The 24,891-nt window shown below is 69.7% G+C and carries 20 protein-coding genes; 8 read left to right on the forward strand and 12 right to left on the reverse strand.

The window, feature by feature from the left end; all coding sequences use genetic code 11:
• Window positions 1-367 precede the first annotated feature (367 nt).
• Together JR064_RS19165 and JR064_RS19170 are read right to left on the reverse strand one after the other, a co-directional pair.
• The gene (locus JR064_RS19165; RefSeq protein ID WP_206230772.1) at window positions 368-1,114 is read right to left on the reverse strand and encodes an anti-sigma factor family protein; all 747 of its coding nucleotides are present in this window, start codon (window positions 1,112-1,114) and stop codon (window positions 368-370) included.
• The gene (locus JR064_RS19170) at window positions 1,111-1,626 is read right to left on the reverse strand and encodes an RNA polymerase sigma factor (protein WP_206230773.1); all 516 of its coding nucleotides are present in this window, start codon (window positions 1,624-1,626) and stop codon (window positions 1,111-1,113) included. Before JR064_RS19170 ends, JR064_RS19165 begins: the two co-directional genes overlap by 4 nt.
• Window positions 1,627-1,874: 248 nt before the next feature.
• Between JR064_RS19170 and JR064_RS19175 the strand changes: the two genes are divergently transcribed.
• Together JR064_RS19175 and JR064_RS19180 are read left to right on the forward strand one after the other, a co-directional pair.
• Window positions 1,875-2,975 (forward strand): catalase family peroxidase, encoded by a 1,101-nt coding sequence (locus tag JR064_RS19175; RefSeq protein ID WP_179569531.1) that lies wholly within the window; start codon window positions 1,875-1,877, stop codon window positions 2,973-2,975.
• Window positions 2,972-3,550 carry a cytochrome b gene (locus JR064_RS19180; protein ID WP_206230774.1) on the forward strand — a complete coding sequence of 193 codons (579 nt, stop codon included), beginning with the start codon at window positions 2,972-2,974 and terminating at the stop codon, window positions 3,548-3,550. The genes JR064_RS19175 and JR064_RS19180 overlap by 4 nt, the downstream gene beginning before the upstream one ends.
• A 626-nt stretch (window positions 3,551-4,176) precedes the next feature.
• On the opposite strand, the gene JR064_RS19185 is transcribed toward JR064_RS19180, so the two are convergent.
• The gene (locus JR064_RS19185; RefSeq protein ID WP_425510318.1) at window positions 4,177-4,971 is read right to left on the reverse strand and encodes a ThuA domain-containing protein; all 795 of its coding nucleotides are present in this window, start codon (window positions 4,969-4,971) and stop codon (window positions 4,177-4,179) included.
• A gap of 652 nt (window positions 4,972-5,623) precedes the next feature.
• Between JR064_RS19185 and fhuE the strand changes: the two genes are divergently transcribed.
• Window positions 5,624-7,774: a ferric-rhodotorulic acid/ferric-coprogen receptor FhuE gene (gene fhuE, locus JR064_RS19190; RefSeq protein WP_206230775.1), complete on the forward strand. Its 2,151-nt coding sequence runs from the start codon at window positions 5,624-5,626 to the stop codon at window positions 7,772-7,774.
• 94 nt (window positions 7,775-7,868) lie between these two features.
• Here fhuE and JR064_RS19195 read toward each other — a convergent pair whose 3' ends face one another.
• The 4 genes from JR064_RS19195 to JR064_RS19210 all read right to left on the reverse strand — a co-directional run bounded on the left by JR064_RS19195 (window position 7,869) and on the right by JR064_RS19210 (window position 11,555).
• Window positions 7,869-8,471, reverse strand: a complete 603-nt coding sequence (locus JR064_RS19195; RefSeq protein WP_206230776.1) for a response regulator — start codon at window positions 8,469-8,471, stop codon at window positions 7,869-7,871.
• Between the two features lie 51 nt (window positions 8,472-8,522).
• Window positions 8,523-9,710, reverse strand: a complete 1,188-nt coding sequence (locus JR064_RS19200) for a sensor histidine kinase (protein ID WP_191826885.1) — start codon at window positions 9,708-9,710, stop codon at window positions 8,523-8,525.
• Window positions 9,711-9,825: 115 nt separating this feature from the next.
• Window positions 9,826-10,656 carry an ABC transporter permease gene (locus tag JR064_RS19205; RefSeq protein ID WP_241093176.1) on the reverse strand — a complete coding sequence of 277 codons (831 nt, stop codon included), beginning with the start codon at window positions 10,654-10,656 and terminating at the stop codon, window positions 9,826-9,828.
• The gene (locus JR064_RS19210; protein WP_206230814.1) at window positions 10,653-11,555 is read right to left on the reverse strand and encodes an ABC transporter ATP-binding protein; all 903 of its coding nucleotides are present in this window, start codon (window positions 11,553-11,555) and stop codon (window positions 10,653-10,655) included. Before JR064_RS19210 ends, JR064_RS19205 begins: the two co-directional genes overlap by 4 nt.
• A gap of 250 nt (window positions 11,556-11,805) precedes the next feature.
• Here JR064_RS19210 and JR064_RS19215 point away from each other — a divergent pair, with 250 nt between their 5' ends.
• From JR064_RS19215 to JR064_RS19235, 5 genes are all read left to right on the forward strand, one after another.
• Window positions 11,806-13,050: an efflux RND transporter periplasmic adaptor subunit gene (locus tag JR064_RS19215; protein WP_206230777.1), complete on the forward strand. Its 1,245-nt coding sequence runs from the start codon at window positions 11,806-11,808 to the stop codon at window positions 13,048-13,050.
• Between the two features lie 1,079 nt (window positions 13,051-14,129).
• On the forward strand, window positions 14,130-14,822 hold the full coding sequence (locus JR064_RS19220) for an ABC transporter ATP-binding protein (protein ID WP_206230778.1): 693 nt from the start codon (window positions 14,130-14,132) through the stop codon (window positions 14,820-14,822).
• Window positions 14,823-14,883: 61 nt separating this feature from the next.
• Window positions 14,884-16,041, forward strand: a complete 1,158-nt coding sequence (locus JR064_RS19225; protein ID WP_206230779.1) for an ABC transporter permease — start codon at window positions 14,884-14,886, stop codon at window positions 16,039-16,041.
• 46 nt (window positions 16,042-16,087) lie between these two features.
• Window positions 16,088-17,401: an ABC transporter permease gene (locus JR064_RS19230; protein ID WP_206230780.1), complete on the forward strand. Its 1,314-nt coding sequence runs from the start codon at window positions 16,088-16,090 to the stop codon at window positions 17,399-17,401.
• Between the two features lie 371 nt (window positions 17,402-17,772).
• Window positions 17,773-18,933: an alpha/beta hydrolase family protein gene (locus JR064_RS19235; RefSeq protein ID WP_206230781.1), complete on the forward strand. Its 1,161-nt coding sequence runs from the start codon at window positions 17,773-17,775 to the stop codon at window positions 18,931-18,933.
• 122 nt (window positions 18,934-19,055) lie between these two features.
• Here the strand turns inward: JR064_RS19235 and rarD are convergent, their stop codons facing one another.
• The 5 genes from rarD to JR064_RS19260 form a co-directional block, all read right to left on the reverse strand.
• On the reverse strand, window positions 19,056-19,961 hold the full coding sequence (gene rarD / locus JR064_RS19240) for an EamA family transporter RarD (RefSeq protein ID WP_206230782.1): 906 nt from the start codon (window positions 19,959-19,961) through the stop codon (window positions 19,056-19,058).
• On the reverse strand, window positions 19,958-20,860 hold the full coding sequence (gene yedA, locus JR064_RS19245) for a drug/metabolite exporter YedA (RefSeq protein ID WP_179569557.1): 903 nt from the start codon (window positions 20,858-20,860) through the stop codon (window positions 19,958-19,960). The genes rarD and yedA overlap by 4 nt, the downstream gene beginning before the upstream one ends.
• A gap of 787 nt (window positions 20,861-21,647) precedes the next feature.
• Entirely contained in the window at window positions 21,648-22,868 is a 1,221-nt protein-coding gene (locus tag JR064_RS19250; RefSeq protein WP_206230783.1) for a PQQ-dependent sugar dehydrogenase, read from the reverse strand.
• A 90-nt stretch (window positions 22,869-22,958) separates the two neighbouring features.
• Entirely contained in the window at window positions 22,959-23,144 is a 186-nt protein-coding gene (locus tag JR064_RS19255; RefSeq protein WP_191826894.1) for a hypothetical protein, read from the reverse strand.
• A gap of 91 nt (window positions 23,145-23,235) precedes the next feature.
• Window positions 23,236-24,891: a M28 family metallopeptidase gene (locus JR064_RS19260; protein WP_191826915.1), complete on the reverse strand. Its 1,656-nt coding sequence runs from the start codon at window positions 24,889-24,891 to the stop codon at window positions 23,236-23,238.

Here is a 24,891-nt window from a genome sequence, read left to right on the forward strand (position 1 = left end):
CGGCTTCAGCCGCGACAGACAAGTAAAACCACCAGGGTTGCTGGCTTCGTTCGTCGCGGCTGAAGCCGCTCCTACAGGAACTTGCGGCTTGCCCGCCTTGTGCACTGTGGGAGGGACTTCAGTCCCGACGCGATCCGGTCGCGGGACCTCCACCGCTTCGCTCGTCGCGACTGAAGTCGCTCCCACAAGGGTCTTGCGGCTCTCTGCAGAGTGCACTGTAGGAGCGGCTTCAGCCGCGACAGACAAGTAAAACCACCAGGGTTGCTGGCTTCGTTCGTCGCGGCTGAAGCCGCTCCTACAGAAACTTGCGGCTTGCTCGCCGGGTGCGCTGTGGGAGGGACTTCAGTCCCGACGCCGTTCTGCTGGCTCAGCCCTGCCCGCGCAGCAGCGGGGCGATCTGGCGCATGCGGGTTTGCGTGGCCGGACCGACCAGGGCGAAGGCGGTGTCGCCTTCGGACCAGTATTGCGCCAGCAAGCGGCCGTCGCGGCGCTCGCCGTCGCTGAGGCGGGCGCTGCGCGGGCGCAGGTACAGGCCGATGCGCGCGCCGTCGGCGTCTTGGTAGACCAGCATCGCCGCGGCGCCCTCGGGGGTGGACAGCAGGCGCCCGCCGCGCAGCGCGAAGCCCTGCGCCTGCAGGTCCGGCACCGCGCCGGCGGCGCCGAAATGCGTGCGCAGCCAGCCCTGCAAGGCCAGCCGCCGCGCCGGGTCGAATTCCAGCGGCTGCTCGCCGTCGGCGAACAGCCGATACGCGGCCACCGCGTCGGCCATCGGCAGGCGATCGCCGCCGAGGCGGCTGTCGCGCAGCTGCCAGCCAAGCGTGGTGCCCAGGCCCAGCATCAGGACGCAGCTGGCGGCCATGGCGGCCAGCGTACGGCGCCGCTGGCGCACGCGGCGGCGCAGGGCCGGCACGGTCAACGCGGGGTTGGCCGGCAGCGTCTCCGCACCGGCCCAGGCCGCGCGCAGCGCGTCGGCGTCCCGCTTCCAGCCGGCCACGCGCGCGGCGTGCGCGGGATTGGCCTGCAACCATGCCGCGACCTGCGCGCGCCGCGCCGGGTCCAGACGGCCATCGACGTAGGCGTGCAGGGTTTCGTCGTCGGGGCGCAGCACGGTCATTTGAGCACTCGCAAGGCAGGGCCGCCGGCGCCGCGGCCTTCGCAGATCTGGCGCAGTTTCTCGCGGGCGCGCGACAGCCGCGACATCACCGTGCCGATCGGCAGGTCCAGCGCGGTGGCGGCGTCGCGGTAGCTGAAGCCCTCGACGCTGACCAGCAACAGCAGTGCGCGCTGCTCGGCCGGCAGTTGCGCGAACGCGGCCAGCATCGCGCGGCCGTCGTGCACCTGTTCGGCGGAGGGCGCCTGGGTCGGCTGCTGCGGCGCGAACAGGGCCAGCACCCGCTGCCAGCGCTGCGCGCGCCGGCGCGCGTCGACGAACTGCCGGTACACGATCGCGAACAACCACGGCTGCAACGCGTCGGCATCGCGGCGCGTGGACCAGCGCCGCAGCGCGCGCTCCAGTGCCGCCTGCACCAGGTCGTCGGCGCTGGCCGCATCGCCGCTCAGCGCCTGGGCGAAGCGCCGCAATCGCGGCATGAGCGCACGCAGGGAGTCGTCGTCGAGTTCGTCCATGGGCAGGGTCGCGTGCAGCGCTCGGGAAGGGGCAATCACAGGTAGGACGCACGGCGAGGCGGATTATTCCCTAGCCTGGGCGAGCCGCCTGTTCGGGCGGCTGGCACGTGATTGTGCCGCCTGCCGGGCCGCAAGGGACCGCTGCCGGCGAAAAACGCAACGCAAACGCCGAACCAGCGCCTGTGCCGGGAATAGAACGCGGCGCCGGACGTCTCACTCCCAATCGCCGCCGCCACAGGAGTCGCCCCATGTCCCATCCCGATCCCACCCCGCCGCCACGCCCGCGGCCCTGGCTGCCGCTGGCCGGCATCGCCGCGATCGCCGCCGTGCTCGCCGCCGCCTTCGCCTGGAGCGCGGGCTGGCTGGGCGGGCCGCAGCGGCTGACCGCGCAGCGCATGACCGATGCCATCGAGGCCGGCGGCCCGCCGCATCCGGGCTTCCGCCGCGCGCACAGCAAGGGCATGTGCGTGAGCGGCCATTTCGAAGGCAATGGCCAGGCGAGCGCGCTGTCCTCGGCGCGGGTGTTCACCCAGGCATCGGTGCCGGTGCTGGGACGCATGTCGATCGGCGGCGGCGATCCGCACGGTGCCGATGCCACGGCGCGGGTGCGCAGCATGGCGCTGCTGCTGCGCAGCGACGACGGCCAGCAGTGGCGCACGGCGATGAACAGCTTCCCGTTCTTCGTGGTGGCCACGCCGGAGGGCTTCATGGCGCAGACCCTGGCCGCGCAGCCGGACCCGGCCACCGGCAAGCCGGACCCGGCGAAGCTGGCCGCGTTCGCGCAGCGCTATCCGGAAGCGAAGAAGTTCCAGCAGTGGGCCAAGACCGCGCCGTGGTCGGACAGCTGGGCCAACACCCAGTACAACGGGGTCAACAGCTTTCGCTTCATCGCCGCCGACGGCAGCAGCCGTTTCGTGCGCTGGTCGATGCGGCCGCAGACGGCGTTCAAGGAACTGTCCGCGGCGCAGCGCGCGCAGGCCGATGCCGACTTCCTCGGCGAGGACCTGCAGGCGCGGCTGGCGCAAGGACCGCTGCGCTGGGACCTGGTGCTGACCGTGGCCGCGCCTGGCGATCCGGTGAACGATCCCTCGCAACCCTGGCCGCAGGACCGGCAACAGGTGGTCGCCGGCACGCTGGTGCTCGACCACGCCGAGCCGCAGGCCACCGGCCCGTGCCGCGATCTCAACTACGACCCGCTGATCCTGCCGCGCGGTATCGCCGGCTCCGACGATCCGATCCTGGCCGCGCGCTCGGCGGTGTATTCGCAGTCGTTCAACCGTCGCGAACGCGAGATCGGCCGCGGCCAGGCGCCCGAGGCGACCGGCCAGGCGCATGGGGGTGCGCAATGAGCCGCGCGAACGCCTCCGGGCATTTCAACCTGACCGCGCGCGTGCTGCACTGGCTGATGGCGGCGATGATCCTGACCATGCTGTTCGTCGGCGTGGGCATGGTCGCCTCGGTGTCGCAGCGGCCGTGGCTGCTCGACCTGCATCGTCCGCTGGGCATTGCGATCCTGGTGCTGGCGATCGTGCGCCTGGGCAACCGCCTGCGCCAGCGGCCGCCGCCGCTGCCGGCGGACCTGCCGTGGTGGCAGAAGACGGCGGCGCTGGCCTCGCACTGGTTGTTGTACACGCTGATGCTGGCGATGCCGCTGCTGGGCTGGTCGATGCTGTCGGCCGGCGGTTATCCGATCGTGCTGTGGCCGGGCGCGCAGTTGCCGCCGATCGCGCCGCACAGTCCGGCGCTGTATGCCTGGCTGCGCAGCGCGCATGGTTGGCTGGCGTACCTGCTGTTCGCCACGGTGCTGGGGCATCTGTGCGCGGCGCTGTTCCATGCCTGGGTGCGCCGCGACGGGGTATTTTCGAGCATGGCGCGGGGTGGTGCGGCGGTGGTGGAGCGGACGACGCGGCGAGAGCAGGGCTGAGGTTTTGCGCTGTGCTGATCGCGAGCTATCGGAACGGCTCGGATGGACCTGGACCATCGGTCGCGATGGGCGCGATCGGTAACGCCCGTCGCGACTGAAGTCGCTCCCACAAGAAGGCGTGCGGCTTGCTGGCCGGCGCTCCTGTGGGAGGGGCTTCAGCTCCGACAGATCGCCTGGCGATGGTTCGGTTCCTGTCGCGGCTGAAGCCGTTCCTACAAAAAAGCGGGTGGCGTGCTGGCCCGGTGCATCTGCAGGAGGGGCTTCAGCCCCGACAGATCGCCTGGCGACGGTTCGGTTCCTGTCGCGGCTGAAGCCGCTCCTACAAAAAAGCGGGTGGCGTGCTGGCCCGGTGCACCTGTAGGAGGGGCTTCAGCCCCGACAGATTGCCTGACGACGGTTCGGTTTCTGTCGCGGCTGAAGCCGCTCCTACAAAAAAGCGCATGGCGCGCTGGCCCGGTGCTCCTGTGGGAGGGGCTTCAGCCCCGACGGATTGCCGGCGACGGTTCGGTTTCTGTCGCGGCTGAAGCCGCTCCTACAAAAGGCGGGTGGCTTGCTGGCCGGGTGCTTCTGTAGGGGACTTCGGCCCTGGCAGATTGCCCGGCAGCGATAGTGCGATGCGGGCGGATTCAGCGCGGGCGCGATGCGGGCGGGGCCGTGTCGCCGGCGATGCCGCGGCCGGTGGCGGCCCAGTAGATGCCGCCGTACAGGTGTTCGAGATAGCGCGGATCGTTGTAGGCCTCGGCCTGGTGGCCGAGCGCGGTGACGAACACGCGTGCGCCTTCGAAGCGGTGGTACCAGGCCACCGGATGCGGCTTGCCCATACCCTTGGCGACCTGGCCGGGCCAGATCAGCGTGGGATCGTAGCTGGATTCGTCCACCGTCAGCAGCGTGACCAGGTCGTCGCTGTACGGCGGATCGTATTCGTACCACTCGTCCGACCACAGCCAGCGCTGCGGCAGGCCGGCGGTGGCGGGAAAGTTGCGATCGACCACGTCGACCATCGCGGTCTGCAGATACGGATGGGTGCGGAACGAGCGGCCGATCAGGCGGTCGTACCAGTCCCACTGCCCGCGCGCGATCGCGAACGCCTTGTGCACCGCGACCACGCCGCCACCGCCGCGCACGTAGTTCTGGAAGTTGGCGCGCTGCGCGGGATTCAGATCGGTGGCCGGCGTATTGAGCAGCACGATGGCCGCGTACTGCGACAGGTCGCCATCGAAGGCCTCGGTGTTCCAGGCCCACACCAGCTCGAAGTAGTGCTGCCGCGCCAGCGCCTCGAACTGCGGCTTGGCCACCGGGATGTAGTCGTGGTGGTACTTGTTGGGAATCGCCGCGACCAGCACCTTGAACTGCCCGTCGGCGGCAAGCGCAGCGCCGGCCGGCAGCGACCAGGCCAGCAACAGCGCTACTGCCAACAGCATTGCGCGCATCCACTTCATCCACGTTCTCCTGTCCGTCGATCCGGGCGCATCCATCGGGATTCGAGATGGCGGCGGTGGGCGGAATCGCACCGCCGTCCGCAGACGCTCCATCCCGGGCACTGCCTGCCTGGCGCGTCGCTGGATCCGATTGCGGACAGCATAGTCACTGGCGGCAGCGCCACTGCGTGGGCACGCACAATTTCATAGGCGCCTGCGCTTCCGGCATACCGATGGCCGACGGCGCGGCGGAGCAGCGAGCTTGCGCCGCAGCGCCAGCAGGACGTATCGGCCGGCGGACACCGCGCCACGCATCGCGGCCGAGCATCGTCCCGCCGGAAGCGCACAGGACGGCGCGCGATGTGGCAGCGCCGACATGGCCGCGCCGACCCGACACCGTTACACTTGCCACCGTGGGCGCGCCCCGATCGCCAGGTCACCACGCCCGTTTCCCCGAAACACCCGTCATGCGCCGGCCGTCCTTCCGAGGCAGCCGGCCGCATCGACAGCGCCAGCCAGGTGCCGACGTCCCGCGCACAGGCCTCGCCTGTGCACGGCGCATGTCCCGCTCCAAGCCAGCATCCAAATCCGACCATCCCGCGGCGCTTCGTGCAGCGCCGTCGATGGCCATGCCTGCTTGCCACGGAGCCCCGCAATGACCCGTTTCCTCACTCCCCGCCGTTTCCCGCGCCGCTCGGCCCTGGCCATGGCCTGCCTGCTCGCCAGCGTGCCGGCCTTCGCCGCCGAAACGGCCGCCGACAGCGCCGCCGATAGCGACGTCACCACCCTGGACAAGATCAGCGTCAAGGGCGAGCGCGCCGAAGGGTACAGCGTGCGCAAGACCACCGCCGGCACCCGCTTCGAACTGGCGCCGCGCGAGATTCCGCAGTCGGTGAGCATCATCAGCCACCAGCGCATCGAGGATCAGGGCCTGGACGACATCATCGACGTGCTGGAGAACACCACCGGCGTGTCCAACACCCGCTCGGACAGCGAGCGCTTCGAGTTCTACGCGCGCGGCTTCTACATCGACAACTACCAGTTCGACGGCATCCCGACCACGATGGTGCAGAACTGGAGCTACGGCGACTCGGCACTGGACCTGGCCCTGTACGACCGCGTGGAAGTGGTGCGCGGCGCCACCGGGCTGATGACCGGCGCGGGCAATCCTTCCGCCTCGGTCAACCTGATCCGCAAGCACGCCGACAGCGCCGAGCTGGCCGGCAGCGTGCAGGTCACCGCCGGCAGCTGGGGCCGGACGCGCACGACGGTGGATGTGACCACCCCGCTCAACGCCAGCGGCACGGTGCGCGCGCGGGTGATCGGCAGCTACCTGGATACCGATTCGTACGTGGACCGCTACCGCCAGAACAAGACCCTGGGCTATGCGGTGATCGATGCCGACCTGACCCCGGACACCCAGCTGAGCGTGGGCTACGACTACCAGAAGAAGCAGTCCGACGACGTCACCTGGGGCGGCTTCCCGCTGTGGTATTCCGACGGCAGCCGCACCAACTATGCGCGCTCGTTCAACCCAGCCGCAGACTGGACGTTCTGGGACACCACCACCAAGCGCGCCTTCGCCACGCTGCAGCACGATTTCGCCAGCGGCTGGAAACTCAAGGCCAACGCCACCCACGACCAGACCAACGTCACCGACAAGCTGTTCTACCCGTATTACACGATCTACGGCTTCGACAAGAACACCGGCGCGGGCGTGGTGCCCTACTCCGGCTACTACGTCACCGAGCGCAAGGTCGATGGCCTGGACGGCTACGCGGAAGGCCCGTTCCAGCTGTTCGGGCGCGAGCACGAACTGATGGCCGGCGTCAGCTACAACCGCCGCCGCTACGTCAACGACGGCGCGTTCGATTTCCCCGCGCCGATGGCCAGCTATCTGAACTGGACCGGCAACTATCCGGAGCCGGCCTGGTCGGCGCTGACCGAGTTCAGCCGCGGCACCGTCACCCAGAAGGCCGGCTATGCGGCCGCGCGGTTCTCGCTGGCCGATCCGCTGAAGCTGATCGTCGGCGCGCGCTACACCGACTGGAAGGTGGATGGCGCCGAAAGCGGCGTGGCGTACACCAGCCGGCAGAAGGAAACCACGCCGTATGCCGGCCTGGTCTACACCATCAGTGATGTGTGGTCGACCTACGTCAGCTACACCGACATCTTCCAGCCGCAGACATCGCGCAACCGCAACGGTGCCTACCTGGATCCGGTGATCGGCAAGAGCTACGAGGCCGGGGTCAAGGCGGCGTGGTTCGACGATCGCCTCAATGCCTCGCTGTCGGTGTTCCGCATCGAACAGGACAACGTCGCCCAGGCCACCACCGAGTTCGTGCTGGGCACCACCGAGACGGCGTACGTCGCGGCGCAGGGCACGGTCAGCCGCGGCTTCGAGTTCGAGGTGAACGGCGAACTGGCGCCCGGCTGGAACGGCACCTTCGGCGCGTCGCGCTACGTCGCCAAGGATGCCGGCGGTGCGGACATCAATTCGCAGCTGCCGCAGACCACGCTCAAGCTCTACACCAGCTACACCCCGCGCAGCCTCAGCGAGCTGACGTTCGGCGGCGGGGTCAACTGGCAGAACCGCATCTACTACGTCGATGCGACCTACGGCCGCTTCGAACAGGACGCCTACGCGCTGGTCAGCGCGTTCGCGCGCTACCGCCTGTCCGACGCATTCACCGTGCAGGCCAACCTCAACAACCTGCTGAACAAGAAGTACTACGCGCAGATCTATGGCTACGGCGCCTGGGGCGAACCGCGCAGCGGCTCGCTGAGCTTCACCTGGTCGTTCTGATCCGTCGCCCCGTCCGGCGCGCTGCGCTGGACGGGCCTGGATGCACCCGAATGCCGGTGGCCCACGTCCACCGGCATTCGCGTTCTCGGCAGCGCTACAGCCAGCCCTTCTGCCGCGCCAGCCGCGCCGCTTCGATGCGGTTGCCGACGCCGAGCTTGCCGATCGCTTCGGACAGATAGTTGCGCACCGTGCCGTGCGAAAGTCCGAGTTGCGCGGCGATGTCGCCGGCCGAGGCGCCCTCGCCGGCCAGGCGCAGCACCTGGCGTTCGCGGTCGTTGAGCGGGTCGGCTTCGGACCAGGCCTCCAACGCCAGTTCCGGATCGATCGCGCGGCCGCCGCGGTGCACCTGGCGGATCGCATCGACCAGGCGCTCGGGCGGCGCGTCCTTCAACAGATAGCCGCCGACGCCGGCGTCCAGCGCGCGGCGCAGGAAGCCGGGACGGGCGAAGGTGGTGACGATGACCACGCGGATCGGCAACTGCTGGCGCTGCACCCGCTGCGCCAGTTCCAGGCCGCCGAGGCCGGGCATCTCGATGTCGGTGACCAGCAGGTCCGGCGTGTGCGCCTGCAGCGCGCGCCACGCGGCCTCGCCGTCGGCGGCGCTGGCGACCACGTCGATATCCGCTTCCAGGCCCAGCAGCGCGCCGAGCGCGCCGCGCACCATCGCCTGGTCTTCCGCCAGCACTAGTCGAATCACGTGTCCCCCGGGTCCTGTGGACGCATTGTAGAACCGCGCCCGCAGCGGCGTTCAGCGCAGTGCGGCGTCCTGGCAGCCGCGCGGCTGCGGCGCCGGCTCCGCAGCCGGCGCCGGGGTCCGCGGCAACGGCGCCGACGCCAGCAGGCGGGTACCCTGGCCGCGTTCGGAGTCGATCCGCAACGCACCGCCCACCGCCTCCAGCCGCTCGCGCATGCTGGCCAGGCCGGTACCCGGCTGCATGGCGCTGCCGCGGCCGTCGTCGCGGATCTCCAGCCAGGCCTGATCGCGTTCGCACCACAGCCGCAGCTGCGCATGGCTGGCGGCGGCATGGCGCTGGATATTGGTGGCGGCCTCGCGCAGCACCATGGCGAACACCGTCTCCAGCTGCGCGCACTGCGGCAACGCATCGACCTGGTAGCGGAAGGTGACCCCGGACGATTCCAGCAGCAGCTTGGCCGAGGCCATCTCCGCGGCCAGCTGCGCAGCGCGGATGCCGCTGACCGCGCGCCGCACCTGGCCCAGCGCCTCGCGCGCGACCTGGCTGACGTCCTCCATCTCCTGCCGCGCCGCGTCAGGGTCGCGCGCCAGCAGGCGCGCGGCCAGGTCCGCCTTCAGCGCCACCAGCGACAGCGTGTGGCCGAGCAGGTCGTGCAGGTCGCGGCCGATGCGCTCGCGCTCGGCGACCGCGGCCAGACGCCGCACTTCCTCGTGGCTCAGGCGCAGCTGCGCGTCGGCGCGCGCGCGGCGTTCGAAGCTGATGTTCATCAACCCCACCGCCAGGCCCACCAGCACCGCGCTGGCCATGTACAGGGGCGACCAGCCGCGCATCCACCAGGCCGCCGCGAACAGGCCGAGCAGCAGCAGCATCCCCAGCAGCGCACGCACCGGCTGGAAGCAGAACGCCAGGAACGCGCAGGCATAGATGATGTAGCACTGCGCGCCGGGGTTGTAGGGCAACAGCGCGAACGCCAGCGCGGCCATGGCGGCCACGCACCAGCGCAGGTAGCGGCGGTGGCGGTAATAGGCGCAGTAGTACAGCGCCAGGAACACGGCGTAGCTGGCCATGGTCGGCCAGAACCAGCGGGTGAAGTAGTGCGGCTCGTACAGCGGCGTCACGAACAGCCAGATCGACCAGATCAGCGACAGCCACACGAACCAGTGCGCGCCGGGCCGGGCGGTGTTCCAGCCCAGGCGCCGTGAGATCAGCGAATCGGGCGAGGCGTGCAGCAAGGCGATCACGGAAGACTCCTGTGGCGGTCGCACGGCCGCGGTGCATAGCATAGCGAGCGCATGCGGACGCCGCGCGGCGACGCGGCGGGAACCAACGCTGCCTGGGCGCGATGCAGGCTGGCCATCAGCCGCGGCGCAGGCGGCGGTGCGCCAGCGCATAGAACGCCACGGTCACCGCCAGCAGCGCGGCGACGTGACCGGCGCTGCTGCCGCCGCCATCCTGGCCGACCACGCGCAACGCGAGCTGGCCCAGGTGATAGGACGGCCACAGCGGCGCCAGCGTGGTCAGCAGCGACGGCAGCAGTTGCAACGGGATCCACAGGCCGGACAGGAACGCCATCGGCAGGTAGATCAGGTTGACCACCGCCGGCGCGCCGCTGCCGCCGACGCGGGCGCCGATGTACAGGCCGATCGCACAGAACGGCAGCGTGCCCAGCACATCGACCAGCAGCAACAAGGCGCGTTGCGGCAGCGCCAACCGTACCCCGCCGAGCGTGCTGCCCAGCAGTTGCAGCAGCACCCCGATCGCCAGCGCGAACAGCATCGCCAGCACGGTGCGCGCCAGCAGCATCGCCCCCGGCGGCACCGGCAGCGCACGCTTGAGCGTGAGCAGGCCGCGCTCGCGGTCCAGCGCCAGGCCGACGCCGAAGCCGAACAGCGCCGGCGCCATCACCCCAAACACCCCATAGCTGGCCATCAGGTACACCGCGGCGGCGGGATTACCTCGGTTGAGCACCACGCCGAACAACAGATAGAACATCGGCGGGAACAGCAAGGTCGGCAGCGCGAACGACGGCGTGCGCAGCCAGCGCAACAGCTCGTAGCGGATCTCGCGCAACAGCAGCGCCGCGGACTCGCGCAACGGCAACGCAGACGCGTCGTACGGCAGTGCGGCGGTTGCGCCATGCGCTGGCGCCGCGACGGGCTCGATGCGGCGTGGATCGTGAGCGTTCATGCAGCCTCCGCACGGGTGATGGCGAGGAACGCGTCGGCCAGGCCGGCGCGCCTGACTTCCAGTTCGTCCAGCCCCGGATCGGCGGCGAGCAATTGCGCCACCACCGGCTCGGCCGGATCGGCGACGATCTCCAGCACGCCGTCGCGGCCGTCCACGCGCCTCACCTGCGGCCATTTCGCCACCTGCGCCGCGGCGAGCGCGCTGCGGCAGCGGATCGTGCGTTGCTCGAAGCGCGCCCGCAGCTGTTCCACGCTGCCTTCGGCGATCAGCGTGCCGCGCTGCAGCACCGCGACCCGGTCGGCCAGCGCTTCGGCCTCTTCCAGGTAATGCGTGGTCAGCAGCACCGCGCAGCCGTCCGCGACCAGTTCCTGGATCGCCCGCCACAGGCCCTGCCGCGCCTCGATGTCCAGACCGGTGCTGGGTTCGTCCAGGAACAGCACCTGCGGCCGCCCGCAGATCGCCATCGCGAACTGCACGCGCCGCTGCTGGCCGCCGGACAAGCCGCCGTAGCGGCGCGGCATCAGGCCATCCAGCCCGGCCAGCGCCACGCAATCGGCGACGCTGCGCGGACGCCGGTAGTAGCCGCGCGCCTGGTCCAGCAGTTCGCCCACGCGCAGCGTGTCCGGCAGCCCGGCGGACTGCAGCATCACCCCGGCCTGGCGCCGCGCGCCGAGCGCACGCGGATCCTGCCCGCACAGCTGTGCGCTGCCGGCATCGGCCACCTGCAGCCCGAGCAGCAGCGCCACCGCCGTGCTCTTGCCCGCGCCATTGGCGCCGAGCAGCGCCAGCAACTGGCCGCGCTGCAGCTGCAGGTCCACGCCATCCAGCGCGACCACCGTGCCGTAGCGTTTGTGCACGCCGCGCAGCTGCGCCAGCGGGAGAGTGTCGGGAGCGGGCATCGGCATGGACCGGTCGTGGCAGGAGTGGCCATGCTGCGTCGCGCCGCCGGAGCATCCCAGTGCGGCCCGTCAGCCGCGGCAGGTGACAGCTGTCACTGGCGATGGCCGCGCGATTGCCGCATGCTGCGCTCCACGCCATGGGGAATGGCGCCGCACCTGCCGCAGCGCAACGCAGAAAGTGACTTCCGGCAACTTGGAAGCGCGCGCCTCGCCGATCCACACTGCGCCTACCGATTCATCCAGGGACAAGATGAGTACCTCCGCCGATCTGCTCAAAGAACTCCGTATCGACCGCAAGGCACCGCCGAGCGAACCGCCGTCGCGGCGCGGGCTGTGGATCGCCGTGGTCCTGGCGCTGCTGATCGCGCTCGGCGTGGGCGGCTGGTTGCTGTTCGGCCGCGGCAAGGCCATCGAAGTGACCACCGCGCCGGTGGTGGCGATCGCCGCCGGCAGCAGCAGCGCCTCGGTGCTGGACGCCAGCGGCTACGTGGTGGCGCGGCGCATGGCCACGGTGTCGGCGAAGATCACCGGCAAGGTGCGCGAAGTGCTGATCGAGGAAGGCATGCGCGTGGAGCAGGGCCAGGTGATGGCGACGCTGGACCCGATCGATGCCGGCGCGCAGCGGCAGCTGTCGGCGTCGCAACTGGACGCGGCGCGCAGCCAGGTGACCAACATGCAGGCGCAACTGCGCCAGGCCGAGGCCGATGCGCAGCGGCTGCAGACCCTGTCCACGCAGCAGCTGGTGTCGCGCTCGCAATACGAGCAGGCGCTGTCGCAGCGCGATGCCTTGCGCGCGCAACTGCAGAGCGCGCAGCGCAACGTGGTGGTGGCGGGCAACCAGCTGTCGATCTCCGACCTCAACGTGGACAACACCATCGTGCGCGCGCCGTTCGCCGGCGTGGTCACCGCCAAGGCGGCGCAGCCGGGCGAGATCGTCTCGCCGCTGTCGGCCGGCGGCGGTTTCACCCGCACCGGCATCGGCACGGTGGTGGACATGGATTCGCTGGAGATCGAGGTGGAAGTGGGCGAGGCCTTCATCGGCCGGGTCAAGCCGGGCATGCCGGTGGAAGCCGTGCTCAACGCCTACCCGGAGTGGAAGATCCCGGCCGAAGTGATCGCGATCATCCCCTCGGCCGACCGCGGCAAGGCCACGGTGAAGGTGCGCGTGGCGCTGAAGCAGAAGGACCCGCGGATCGTGCCGGAAATGGGCGTGCGCGTGAGTTTCCTGGAAGCGCCGCAAGCGCAGGCGCAGGACAAGCCGCAGGGCGTGCGCGCGCCGGGTGCGGCGATCGTCAAGCGCGGCGGGCAGGACGTGGCGTTCGCACTGAAGGAGGACAACACGGTCGAGCAGCGCGCGCTGAAGACCGGCATCACCCTGGGCGACGACCGCCAGGTGCTGTCGGGCCTGGCGGCGGGCGACACGGTGGTGCTGGATCCGCCGGAGACGTTGCGCGACGGGGTCAAGGTGAAGATGGCGGAGGCGGCCGAGCAATAACGGCGACCGCATGTGAGGTAGTGCGCGTTGCCGCGAACCATTGCATGCGGTCCATGTCGCCGCTGCCTTGGGCTATCGCCATGAGAGCGGCGCTGCCGGCATCGCTTTTCGTCCAACTCGTGCAGTAGCGGGTGCCGTTACAACCGTTCTATCGCGTCAACAGGTTTTTGCTCGTATCCGATCCAGCAACCAACTGGCTTCACTCGCTCCAATCGCCGCATCGCTCTAGTTGTTGCTCCTCGTTGTTGCTGTTGCTGTTGCTGTTGCCGTTGCTCTGCTGTTGCTCTGGCCGTTGCTGTGCCGTGGCTTTTGACTTTCCGGGTTCCCTTCCGCAGCGGCGGATGGACCGGGGAAAAACCCGAAGGGCGGCGCACAAGGATGTGCGCCGTTCGCGGCAGGGGCAGGATGCCCCTTCCGCGAATCCCCGGTGCATCCGCGGACCCGGAGCGCGCAGCGCGGAGGGCGCAGCGCGGAGGGCGCAAGGCAGGGCGCGCTTGACCAGCCTTCGGCTGTGGTAAAGCGCTTCTTTTGGTTACTTTTCTTTGCGCGAGCAAAGAAAAGTGACCCGCCAAAGGCGGAAGCTTTTGCTTTGCTGTTTGTTTTTGCTTGCGCGTTCGCTTTTGTAGGAGCGGCTTCAGCCGCGACACTTTGCTGACAGAACCAGTCGCGGCTGAAGCCGCTCCTACAAGGGAGTTGCCACTGCAAGAGCAAAAGCTTTCGCCTTGCGGCGAGTTACTTTTCTTTGCTTGTGCAAAGAAAAGTAACCAAAAGAAACGCTTTACCACAGCCGAAGGCTGGTCAAGCACACCCTACTTCGCGCCCTCCGCGCTGCGCGCTCCGGGTCCGCGAATAGGACGGGATTCGCGGAAGGGGCATCCTGCCCCTGCCGCGAACGGCGCACATCCCTGTGCGCCGCCCCTTCGGGGTTTTTCCCGCCCTATTCGCCGCTACGTAAGGGACCCGGTAAAGCAAAAGCAAAGCAACAGCACTGCAACTGCAACTGCAAACGAAGCAAACATCCGCGAACCGCCTCACCGCAATCGGCACATCTACTTCCGTCCACTGCCAGGAACACCACCATGTCCACCCTCGTCAAACTGCGCAACGTCACCAAGACCTACCAGCGCGGACCCGAGAAAGTACAAGTCCTGCACGGCATCGACCTGGACATCGCACGCGGCGACTTCGTCGCGTTGATGGGTCCCTCCGGCTCCGGCAAGACCACCCTGCTGAACCTGATCGGCGGCCTGGATACCCCCAGCGGCGGCGAGATCGAGATCGAAAGCGAACGCATCGACCGCATGAGCGGCGGCCAGCTCTCCACCTGGCGCAGCCAGCACGTCGGCTTCGTGTTCCAGTTCTACAACCTCATGCCCATGCTCACCGCGCAGAAGAACGTGGAACTGCCGCTGCTGCTGACCAACCTCAACGCCGCCCAGCGCAAGCGCAACGCCGAGATCGCCCTGACCCTGGTCAACCTCGCCGACCGCCGCAGCCACCGCCCCAACGAACTGTCCGGCGGCCAGCAGCAGCGCGTGGCGATCGCCCGCGCCATCGTCTCCGACCCCACCTTCCTGATCTGCGACGAACCCACCGGCGACCTGGACCGCACCGCCGCCGAGGAAATCCTGCACCTGCTGCAGCAGCTCAACCGCGAACACGGCAAGACCATCATCATGGTCACCCACGACCCCAAGGCCGCCGAGTACGCCAGCCACACCGTGCACCTGGACAAGGGCGAGCTGGCCGACGCGCCGCTCGTGGCGCATTGAACCGGCCGCTGCCGCCGCGCGCATTCCGCGCCCCGGCATCCCGTCCCTTGGAGGATCGAACATGAAATATTTTTCGTTGGTCTGGGCGCAACTGTTCCGCAGCAAGACCCGCACCCTGCTGACTCTGCTGTCGGTGGTCGCCGCGTTCCTGCTGTTCGGCATGCTCGATTCGGTGCGCGTGGCGTTCAATTCCGGCGGCAGCGTCGAAGGCGCCAACCGGCTAATCGTGTCCTCGCGGCTGTCGATCACCCAGTCGTTGCCGGTCAGCCTGCAGTCGCAGATCGAATCGGTGCCGGGGGTGAAGAAGGTCACCTACGCGATGTGGTTCGGCGGCATCTACCGCGACCCGAAGAACTTCTTCCCCAACTTCTCGGTGGCGCCGAACTTCTTCGACGTCTACAGCGAGTACGACGTGCCGCCGGCGCAGCTCAAGGCGTTCCGCGAGACACGCACCGCGGCGGCGGTGGGCGCCTCGCTGGCCAAGAAGAACGGCTGGAAGATCGGCGACACCATTCCGCTGCAGGCCACCATCTTCCCGCGCGGCGGCAGCAACGACTGGCCGCTGACCCTGACCACCATCTTCAAGGTCAAGGACGCCAAGAACGCGCAGGCCGAGAACCAGTTGATGATGAACTGGAAGTACTTCGACGAGTCCAACGACTACATCAAGAACAAGGTCAGCTGGTACACCGTGCAGTTGGGCAACGCCGACCAGGCCTCGCGGGTGGCGCAGGCGATCGACGCGCTGTCGCTCAACTCCGACCACGAGACCAAGAGCCAGACCGAGGCCGCGTTCTCGCAGGCCTTCGCCAAGCAGTTCGCCGACGTCGGCCTGATCGTCACCGCGATCATGGCCGCCGTGTTCTTCACCCTGCTGCTGCTCACCGGCAACACCATGGCGCAGGCGGTACGCGAGCGCATCCCGGAACTGGCGGTGCTGAAGACGCTCGGCTTCCGCGACGGCACCGTGCTGACCCTGGTGATGGTGGAGTCGGTGCTGCTGATCGTGCTCGGCGGCTTGATCGGCATGGGCCTGGCGGCGCTGATCATCCCCGGCGTGGCCGCGGCCAGCGGCGGCATGATGCCGATGCGCGGCGTACCGGCGCAGACCTGGGGGGTGGCGTTGGGACTGATGGTCGCCATCGGCATCGTGGTCGGGTTGCTGCCGGCATTGCGCGCGCAGCGCCTGAAGATCGTGGACGCGCTGGCCGGGCGCTGAGCCCGCCGCCGCATCGCTCCCTGTCGCATTTTCGGAAGACGCACTGATGAAACTCAAACTCTGGTTGGGAAACCTGCTCACGTTGCTGCTGCTGGCGGTGGGGCTGGCGCTGTGGATCGCCCTGCCCTGGTACGGCGTGCTGGCCTTGGCCGCCGGCGTGGCGCTGTGGCTGCTGCTGACCCGCGGCGGCCGCCTGGCGCTGGCCGCCACCCGCATCGGCGTGGCCAGCCTGCCGCAGCGCTGGGGCGCCTCGTCGGTGATCGTGGTCGGCATCGCCGGCGTGGTCGGCGTACTGGTGGCGATGCTGGCGATGGGCGAAGGCTTCCAGGCCACGCTCAACAGCACCGGCGACGACAGCACCGCGATCGTGCTGCGCGGCGGCTCCGGCGCCGAGACCAATTCGGTGATCACCCGCGACCAGGTGCCGCTGATCGCCAGCCTGGCCGGCGTGGCCAAAGGCGCCGACGGCAAGCCGCTGGTCTCCCCGGAGCTGTCGCAGGTGATCAACCTGCCGAGCAAGGCCGACGGCACCGACACCAACGTGCAGTTCCGCGGCGTCGGCGACGCCGGCTGGGCGGTGCACGACAAGCTCAGGATCGTCGAGGGCCGCCGCTTCGGCGCCGGCCTGCGCGAGATCGTGGTCGGCCAGGGCGCCAAGGCGCAGTTCCGCGGCCTGGACGTGGGCAAGACCCTGAGCCTGGGCCGCGAGCAGTGGACCGTGGTCGGCGTGTTCGCCTCCGGCGATGCGCACGACTCGGAGCTGTGGGCCGACGCGCAGACCCTGGCCTCCACCTACAACCGCAGCGCCTACCAGTCGATCAGCGTGCGTACCGCCGGCAAGGACGGCTACGCCCAGTTCAAGGCGGCGATGGCCGCCGACCCGCGGCTCAAGCTCGACGTGGAGACCACCCGCGCCTACTACGCCAAGCAGGGCGGCAACCTCAGCAAGCTGATCAGCATCCTCGGCACGGTGATCGGCGCGATCATGGCGGTCGGCGCGGTGTTCGGCGCGCTCAACACCATGTACGCGGCGGTGGCCACCCGCGCCCGCGAGATCGCCACGATGCGCGCGATCGGTTTCCGCGGCCTGCCGGTGGTGACCGCGGTGATGCTGGAGACGATGCTGCTGGCGCTGCTCGGCGGGCTGCTCGGCGGGCTGATCGCCTGGACCGTGTTCAACGGCTACAGCGTGTCCACGCTGGGCAGCAACTTCAGCCAGGTGGTGTTCCAGTTCAAGGTCTCCCCGGCGCTGCTGTGGAGCGGACTGAAGTGGGCGCTGGGCATCGGCCTGGTCGGTGGGCTGTTCCCGGCGCTGCGCGCGGCGCGGCTGCCGATCACCACCGCCTTGCGCGCGCTGTAGCGGCGGGCCTCCGTGCCCGGGCAGGCGCCAAGCCTGCTCGGCTCGGCGACCACGCGGTCGGGCAGGGCCATTGGCTTGCGCAAGCGCCACCCTGCGGGTCCGGTCCGGCGTGCCGCAAGCCGGTCGCGCCGCGCCGACCTGAACGCAAGGCTGCGCCACGCAGCACCGACCGAGCGCCAAACAGGCCCGGCGCGGCCGACACGGGCGCCGCGAATGCACCGCAGCGCAAGGCGCCATCGGGAAAACCGGGCCGGCGACCGCGCCTTGGCGCCCCGCACCCGCACCGCGTCATCGTTTCGTCATCCAATTGCGGTAGAGCCGCGCCGGCGAAGGCGCTAGCCTGCGCGGCCATTCATCCACCGCCTACCGCCATGTCGTCGCGCCTGCGCCTGTTGCTCGTCCTCTGCGCCAGCCTGTGCCTGACCAGCCTGGGCCTGGCCGCCCGCTCCTCCACCTCGCTCAGCGACCGCCTGGTCGCGCCGGGCGGCGTGTCGCCGCTGATGGACGAGGAACGCATCCAGGGCCTGCTGGCGACGCTGCCCAACCGCAGCGGGCACGTGCTCACCCCGGCCGGCATCCCGATCTTCTGGCGTGCGATCGATCCGGGCGACTACCGCATGCGCTACCGCTACGAGCACGCCGGCCGCGACGCCAACGGCCACGAGCGCGCCGATTTCGCGATGGACGTGGCCGCCCCGCAGCCCGGCCCCCACGCCGCCCCGCGCGGCACCGTGGTGCTGCTGCATGGCTGGATGATGGACGGCGACTCGCTGCTGCCGTGGTCGCTGGACCTGGCCCAGGCCGGCTACCGCAGCATCAGCATCGACCTGCGCAACCACGGCCGCTCCGGCGGCGGCCCGGCCGGCTACGGCACGCGCGAGTCCGACGACGTGGTCGCGGTGATCCGCGCGCTGCGCGCCCGCGGCGAGATCCAAGGCCCGCTGTACCTGTTCGGCGTGTCCTACGGCGCCGCCACCGCGCTGTTCACCGCGCAGAAGCTGGGCGGCGACGTCGAAGGCGTGGTCGCGATGGAATCCTTCGCCAACGCCGGCCGCGGCATCCGCGACATGATCCCGCACATGCTCGCCAGCCGCCCGCAGGGCTGGATGGCCAGCGCGGCGATGGACCTGGCGCGCTGGCGCTACGGCGGGCAGAACCTGGACGCGGTCATCGCCAACGCCAACCAGCGCCTGGCGCTGAACCTGGACCAGGTCGACGTGACCGCCGCCGCGCGCACCGCGCCGGCCTGCCTGCTGCTGCTGCACGGCAGCGCCGACCAGCACATCCCGGTCGCGCACGGCCGCCTGCTGGCGCTGGACGCGCCGCGCGCGCACTACCTGGAGATGCCCGGCGAGAACCACATCAGCCTGCCGATGCGGCTGGACCTGCTGGCGCCGACCGTGGAGGACTGGTTCGCCGAACTGCCGGCGCAGCGCCACGACGGCCACTGCCCGTCGCCGCTGGCGCCGCGCGTGGACGTAGAGCAGCAGCTGACTGGCGGCGCCCCGGCCGCGAGTGGCAGCCGGGGTTGAGCCGGGATTGGGGATTCGGAATTGGGGATTCGCAAGGGCCGAAGCCGCTCACAGCGGTAGCGTAGCGGCCCGCGCAGGTCGCCGTTACGAATCCCCAATCCCGAATCCCCAATCCCGGCCTCTCAGGCCCCCCGCCGCCCCCAGCCCGAGCGCCACAAACTCTCGCCGGCGAACAGCAGCAAACCCACCCAGATCGCGGCGAAGCCGATCGCCTTGCCGCTGTCGAACGGCTCGCGGAAGAACCACACCCCCAGCAGCAACTGCAGGCTCGGCGCGATGTACTGCAGCAGGCCGACCAGCGACAGCGGAATGCGCCGCACGCCGTAGGCGAACCCGATCAGCGGCACCGCGGTGACCACGCCGCCGAACACCAGCAGCAGATCGTTGCGCCAGCCCCACCCGGTGGCGAAACCGCCGCCGTGCCCGGTTTCGCTCCACAGCACGAAACCCAGTGCCGGCAGGAACAGGTACAGGCTCTCCACGCCCAGTCCGGCCACCGCATCCACCTGCACCAGCTTGCGCAGCAGGCCGTACAGCCCGAACGAGGCCGCCAGGCTCAGCGCGATCCACGGCAGCGCACCGGCATCGACGGTGAGCCACGCCACACCGAACGCGGCGCACGCCACCGCCAGCCACTGCAGCGCGCGCAGCCGCTCCTTCAGCACCAGCACGCCGAGCAGCACGTTGACCAGCGGATTGATGAAATAGCCCAGGCTGGCCTCGATCACGTGGCCGGCGTTGATCGCCCAGATGTACAGGCCCCAGTTGAACGCGATCGCCAGGCTGCTCAGCGCCAGGATCGCCAGCGCGCGCGGCTGCGCGGCGATGCTGCGCCACCACTGCAGGCGCGTGCGGTACAGCAGCCAGCCCACCACCAGCACCGCGCTCCAGACGATGCGGTGGGCGATGATGTAGGCCGACGGCACCGCCTTGAGCAGATGCCAGTACACCGGCACCACGCCCCACAGCGCGAAGGTCAGCGCGGTGATCGACAGGCCGCGGCGCGTGTCCTGCTCGGTGACGCTCATCGCCGCGTCCGCGCCACGGTGATGACCACCACGCCGGCCAGGATCACCGCCATCGCGCCCAGGTCGCTGGCGCTGAAGCGCTCGCCGCCGAGCCAGCTGCCCAGCGCCACCGCGATCACCGGATTGACGTAGGCATAGCTGCCGGCCAGCACCGGACGCACGTTCTGCAGCAACCACACGTAGGCGGTGAACGCCACGATCGAGCCGAACACGCACAGGTAGGCGACCGCCATCAACGCGTGCGGCGTCGGCCACGCGTGCGGGCGTTCGCCGCTCAGCAGGCCGGTGGCGACCAGCAGCACGCCGCCGCACAACATCTGCCCGGCCGCGGCCATGAACGGCATCGGCAGATCGCGACCGCGCGACCACACCGAGCCGAACGCCCAGCCGATCGGCGCGATCAACAGCAGCACCAGGCCCTTGGGGCTGGCGCTGAGGCTGCTGCCGGCGTTGAGCCACAGCACGCCGGCGAACCCGACCACGATGCCCAGCCATTCGCCGCGGCTGGCGTGCTGCCCGCGCAGCGCGCCGAACAGCGCCATCCACAGCGGCACCGAAGCCACCGCGACCGCGGCCAGGCCGGAGGACACCTGGCGCTCGGCCAGCACCACCATGCCATTGCCGCACAACAGCAGCAGCGCGCCCAGCACCGTCAGCGACCCCCATTGCGCGCGCGTCGGCGCGGCCACGCCGCGCCAGCGCAGCACCGCGTACAGCAGCGAACCGGCGACCACGAAGCGCAGTCCCGAGACCATGCTCAGCGGCGGCGTGCCGCCTTCCAGCGCGAAGCGGATCGCCAGATAGGTCGACCCCCACACCACGTAGACCAGCAGCAGCGCGAGGACGACGAAACCGCCACGCGCGGGGACGGCGGCGACGGGAGAAGGCGGGGACGACATGCGCAGAAGGACCGGGCGGTGTGGAGATGGATTCTAGGCCAGCGGCGGCGACCAGCGACAGCAGCGCGGCGCGATGTGCGTGGCACGCTGTTTTGCACGTGGCGCACGTGGCGCGTTCGCGACGCGTCGACGATGCATGCTCGATCTCGATCGTGGCAGCACACGCGCTTTCCGCGCAGGAGCCGTCCTGGCGAAGTCGGTCCATCGATGCCGCACGCCGCGCCGGCAAGCTCGTCCGCGTCGGGACTGAAGTCCCTCCCACAGTGCCCCCATCCGGCTGGCCGCAAGTCCCTTGTAGGAGCGGCTTCAGCCGCGACGAGCGACGTCGGGAGCTGCACCGGCTTCGGATATTGTCTGTCGGGGCTGAAGCCCCTCCTACAGTGCACCCAGCACGTTAGCCGCGAGCCTCCTGTAGGAGCGGCTTCAGCCGCGACGAACGAAGTTGGGAGCTGCACCGGTTTCGGACACTGTCTGTCGGGGCTGAAGCCCCTCCTACAGTGCACCCAGCCCGCTAGCCGCGAGCCTCCTGTAGGAGCGGCTTCAGCCGCGACCAGCGAAGCCGGAAACTGCGCCGGCTCCGGAGACCATCTGTCGGGGCTGAAGCCCCTCCTACAGTGCACCCAGCCGGCATGCCGCAAGCCCCTGCAGGAGCGGCTTCAGCCGCGACGAGCGAAGTCGGAAACTGCGCCGGCTCCGGACACGGTCTGCACCGGTCGATCACCTTCCGCATGACGGCGGTTCGCAACCCAGCGGGCGCCCGATAGCGCCAGGAACACCGCCAGTGCGCCTACTTCGGTGTGAGCCGGAACAGGCCACCGGGCTTGGCGTCTTCCAGCAACCACAGCGAGCCATCCGGCGCCTCCTCGATATCGCGGATGCGCTTGCCGATGCTCCAGCGATTGACCGCGGTGGCGCCGCCCTTGCTATCGACCGTGACGCGGATGAGGCCCTGGCTGACCAGGCCGCTGATCAACGCGCTTCCCTTCCACTGCGGGAACAGGCTGCCCTTGTAGAACATCAGGTTGCCGGGCGCGATCACCGGTACCCAATAGATCGCCGGCTTGGCAAGATCGGGCCGCGTCTCGGGTTTGGGAATCGGCACGCCGTTGTAATTGTCGCCATACGAAACCAGCGGCCACCCGTAGTTCTTGCCGCGCTGGATCAGGTTCAGTTCGTCGCCGCCGAGGGGACCGTGCTCGAGTTCCCACAGCCGACCGTCGGGAGCGAAGGCGAGGCCGTAGGGGGTACGGTGGCCGATGGACCAGGTTTCGGCCGGCGTGAGGTTGGATTTGGGGAACGTGTAGGTGCTGATCACCGGTGCCGTCTTGGCCGCTTCGGTATCGGCCGGCGGATCGATCAGCGGGATGGTGCGCGCACCGCCCCTGCCTGCCCACGGGTTTCCCGGCGCGGGCTTGCCGTCCAGCGTCAACCGCAGGATCTTGCCCACTGGTTGATTGAGATCCTGTGCCGGCGTGAAGCGCTGGCGATCGCCCACCGTGAGGAACAGATACTGGCCATCCGGCGAAAAGGCGATCTGCGCGCCGGCCTGGCCGCCCTTGCCCGTGGGCATCTGGCGCCATAGCACCTTGAAGTTGTCCAGCCGGGCCTCGTTGCCCTCCACCACCAGTCTGCCTCGGCCCATGGCCAGGCCGCCGCCATAGTCACCGGGTGCGACATACGTCAGGTACACACTCTTGTCGATGGCGTAGTGGGGCGACACGAACACGCCCAGCATGCCGTTCTGGCCTTCAACGTAACTGGCCGGCACGCCCTTGAGCTCGGTCTTGGCGCCTTGCGGAGTCACCAACTGCACGCGACCGACCTTCTCGGTGATCAGCATGCGGCCATCGGGCAGGAACGCGATGCGCCAGGGCAGATCGAAGCTGGCCACCTTGGTGACGTTGAAAGGGAGCTCAGGGTCGGGCTTCTGATTGCCTGCGTTGGTCTGCGCGTGCGCGACACTCGTCAGTAGGACTCCGAGCAGAACCGCATTTGCCAGCGTCTTCATCTGCATGATTCCTCGCGTCCAGGTGGCGCGAGGAATCGTAGTGGTTTCGGCGCCGCCTGGGTGTGACAACGGCCCATCCTGGGATGTCGGTCAGAACAGCCCGTCGACCAGCAACGCTCCACCGGAGACTTCTAGGACGATTCCGGGGACATAGGGATGGGTCGTCAGGAAGACCGCCGCGTGCCCGACGCCGGCGATCGTGACGGGCACCAGGTCCAGAGCGAGGGAATGCGACAGCGCGTCTACCGCGGCGAACGTCGAGGTGCCGGCCGCCATGCCAAGCTTCGCCCTCGCTCCAATGCCGCCGCCAAGGAAGGTCGTCGAGCCGTTGCGCGCCAGGTGCGGAGCGGCATGGCGGGCGCCCCCCTCAGCGCCGCGCCGCCTCGCTCGCATCGCGCGCCGGCTTGAACTCCGAACCGTCGTCCCAGCGCGGCCATTCGCGGCTGTCGGCCAGGCGCTGACCCAGGTCGTACAGCAGCAGCGTGTCGGCGGCATGCCCGGCCGGATCCCAGGACGCGCTCCAGCGATCGCAGGGCTGGTGGTAGCAGTCGGCGAAATAGCGGTCGCGGATCGCCTTGCCGGCGGCCACGCCGCCGTCCAGCTTGTCCAAGCCAGGCCCCACGGTGATCGCCGGCACGCCGGCGCGGGCGAAGGCGAAATGGTCGGCGCGATAGAAGAAGCCCGCCTCCAGGTTCGGATCCGGCGAATAGGCGCGGCCGCGCGCCTGCGCCGCGGCGGCCAGGTCGCGCTCCAGCGACACCCGCCCGCGGCCCCACGAGGCGATGTCGCGGGTGGCGCCGTCGGGGCTGAACATCTCGCTGTTGATCACCGCCACGGTGGTCGCCAGCGGTGCCAGCGGATGCGCGGCGTAGTAGGTCGCGCCGAGCAGGCCCTTCTCCTCGGCGGTGAGCGCGATGAAATACAGCGTGCGCTGCGGCCGCGGCCCGGCGGCGAAGACCCGCGCCAGCTCCAGCACGCTGGCCACGCCGGTGGCGTTGTCGATCGCGCCGCGGCGGATGCGATCGCCGCTGGCGTCGGCCGCACCGATGCCGAACGCGTCCCAGTGCGCCGAGTAGATGATGGTCTCCTCGGGATGCGTGGCGCCTTCCAGCTTGGCCACCACGTTGTGGGTGACCACGCGCTCGCGCTTGAGCGCGAAGCGCACCGACAGCGCCGCATCGCCCAGCGCCTGCGGGCGGAAGTCGGCGCGCTGCGCGCGCTGCTTCTCCGCCTCGAAATCCAGCCCGGCGCGCTGGAACAGCGACACCGCCAGTGCGCGCTGCATCCAGCCGCGTACCGGCACGTGCTGCGCGCGCGCCTGCGCGTCGCTGCGCTCGATGTCGAACAGCGGCGACAGCCCGGAACTCTTCACCGTGGCCCAGCCGTACGCCGCCGGCGCGGTCTCGTGCACGATCAGCACGCCGGCCGCGCCCTGCCGCGCGGCTTCCTCGTACTTGTAGGTCCAGCGCCCGTAGTAGGTGACCGCACGGCCGTCGAAAGCGCCGGGCTGCGGCGTCTCGAAGTCGGCGTCGTTGATCAGCATCACCGCGATCTTGCCCTTCAGGTCCACGCCCTTGTAGTCGTCCCAGCCGCGCTCGGGCGCGTGGATGCCGTAGCCGACGAACACCAGCGGCGCGTCCTTCAGCGCCACCTTGCTGCCGGGACGCAGGCTCTGCAGCACCACGTCCTCGCCGTTGACCAGCGCCTGCGACGCGCCGGCCACACGCAGCGTCGCCGTCACCGGTCCGTCGACCTGCGCGCGCACCAGCGGCACCGCCTGGGTCCAGCCGCCGTCGTCGCCCGCCGGTTGCACGCCGGCCAGGCGGAACTGTTCGCTGAGATAGGCGATGGTCTTGTCCTCGCCCGGCGTGGCCGGCGCACGGCCCTCGAACGCATCGGACGCCAGCGTGCGCACATGCCGCTCCAGCGCTTCGGCATCGATGCCGCCGCCAGGCAGCGCCTCGTTGGCCGCCTGCGCGGCGCCCCCCATGAACAGGCAGGCGGACAGCAGCAACATACGCAT

Source organism: Xanthomonas bonasiae, from assembly GCF_017163705.1.
Taxonomy (GTDB): domain Bacteria; phylum Pseudomonadota; class Gammaproteobacteria; order Xanthomonadales; family Xanthomonadaceae; genus Xanthomonas_A; species Xanthomonas_A bonasiae.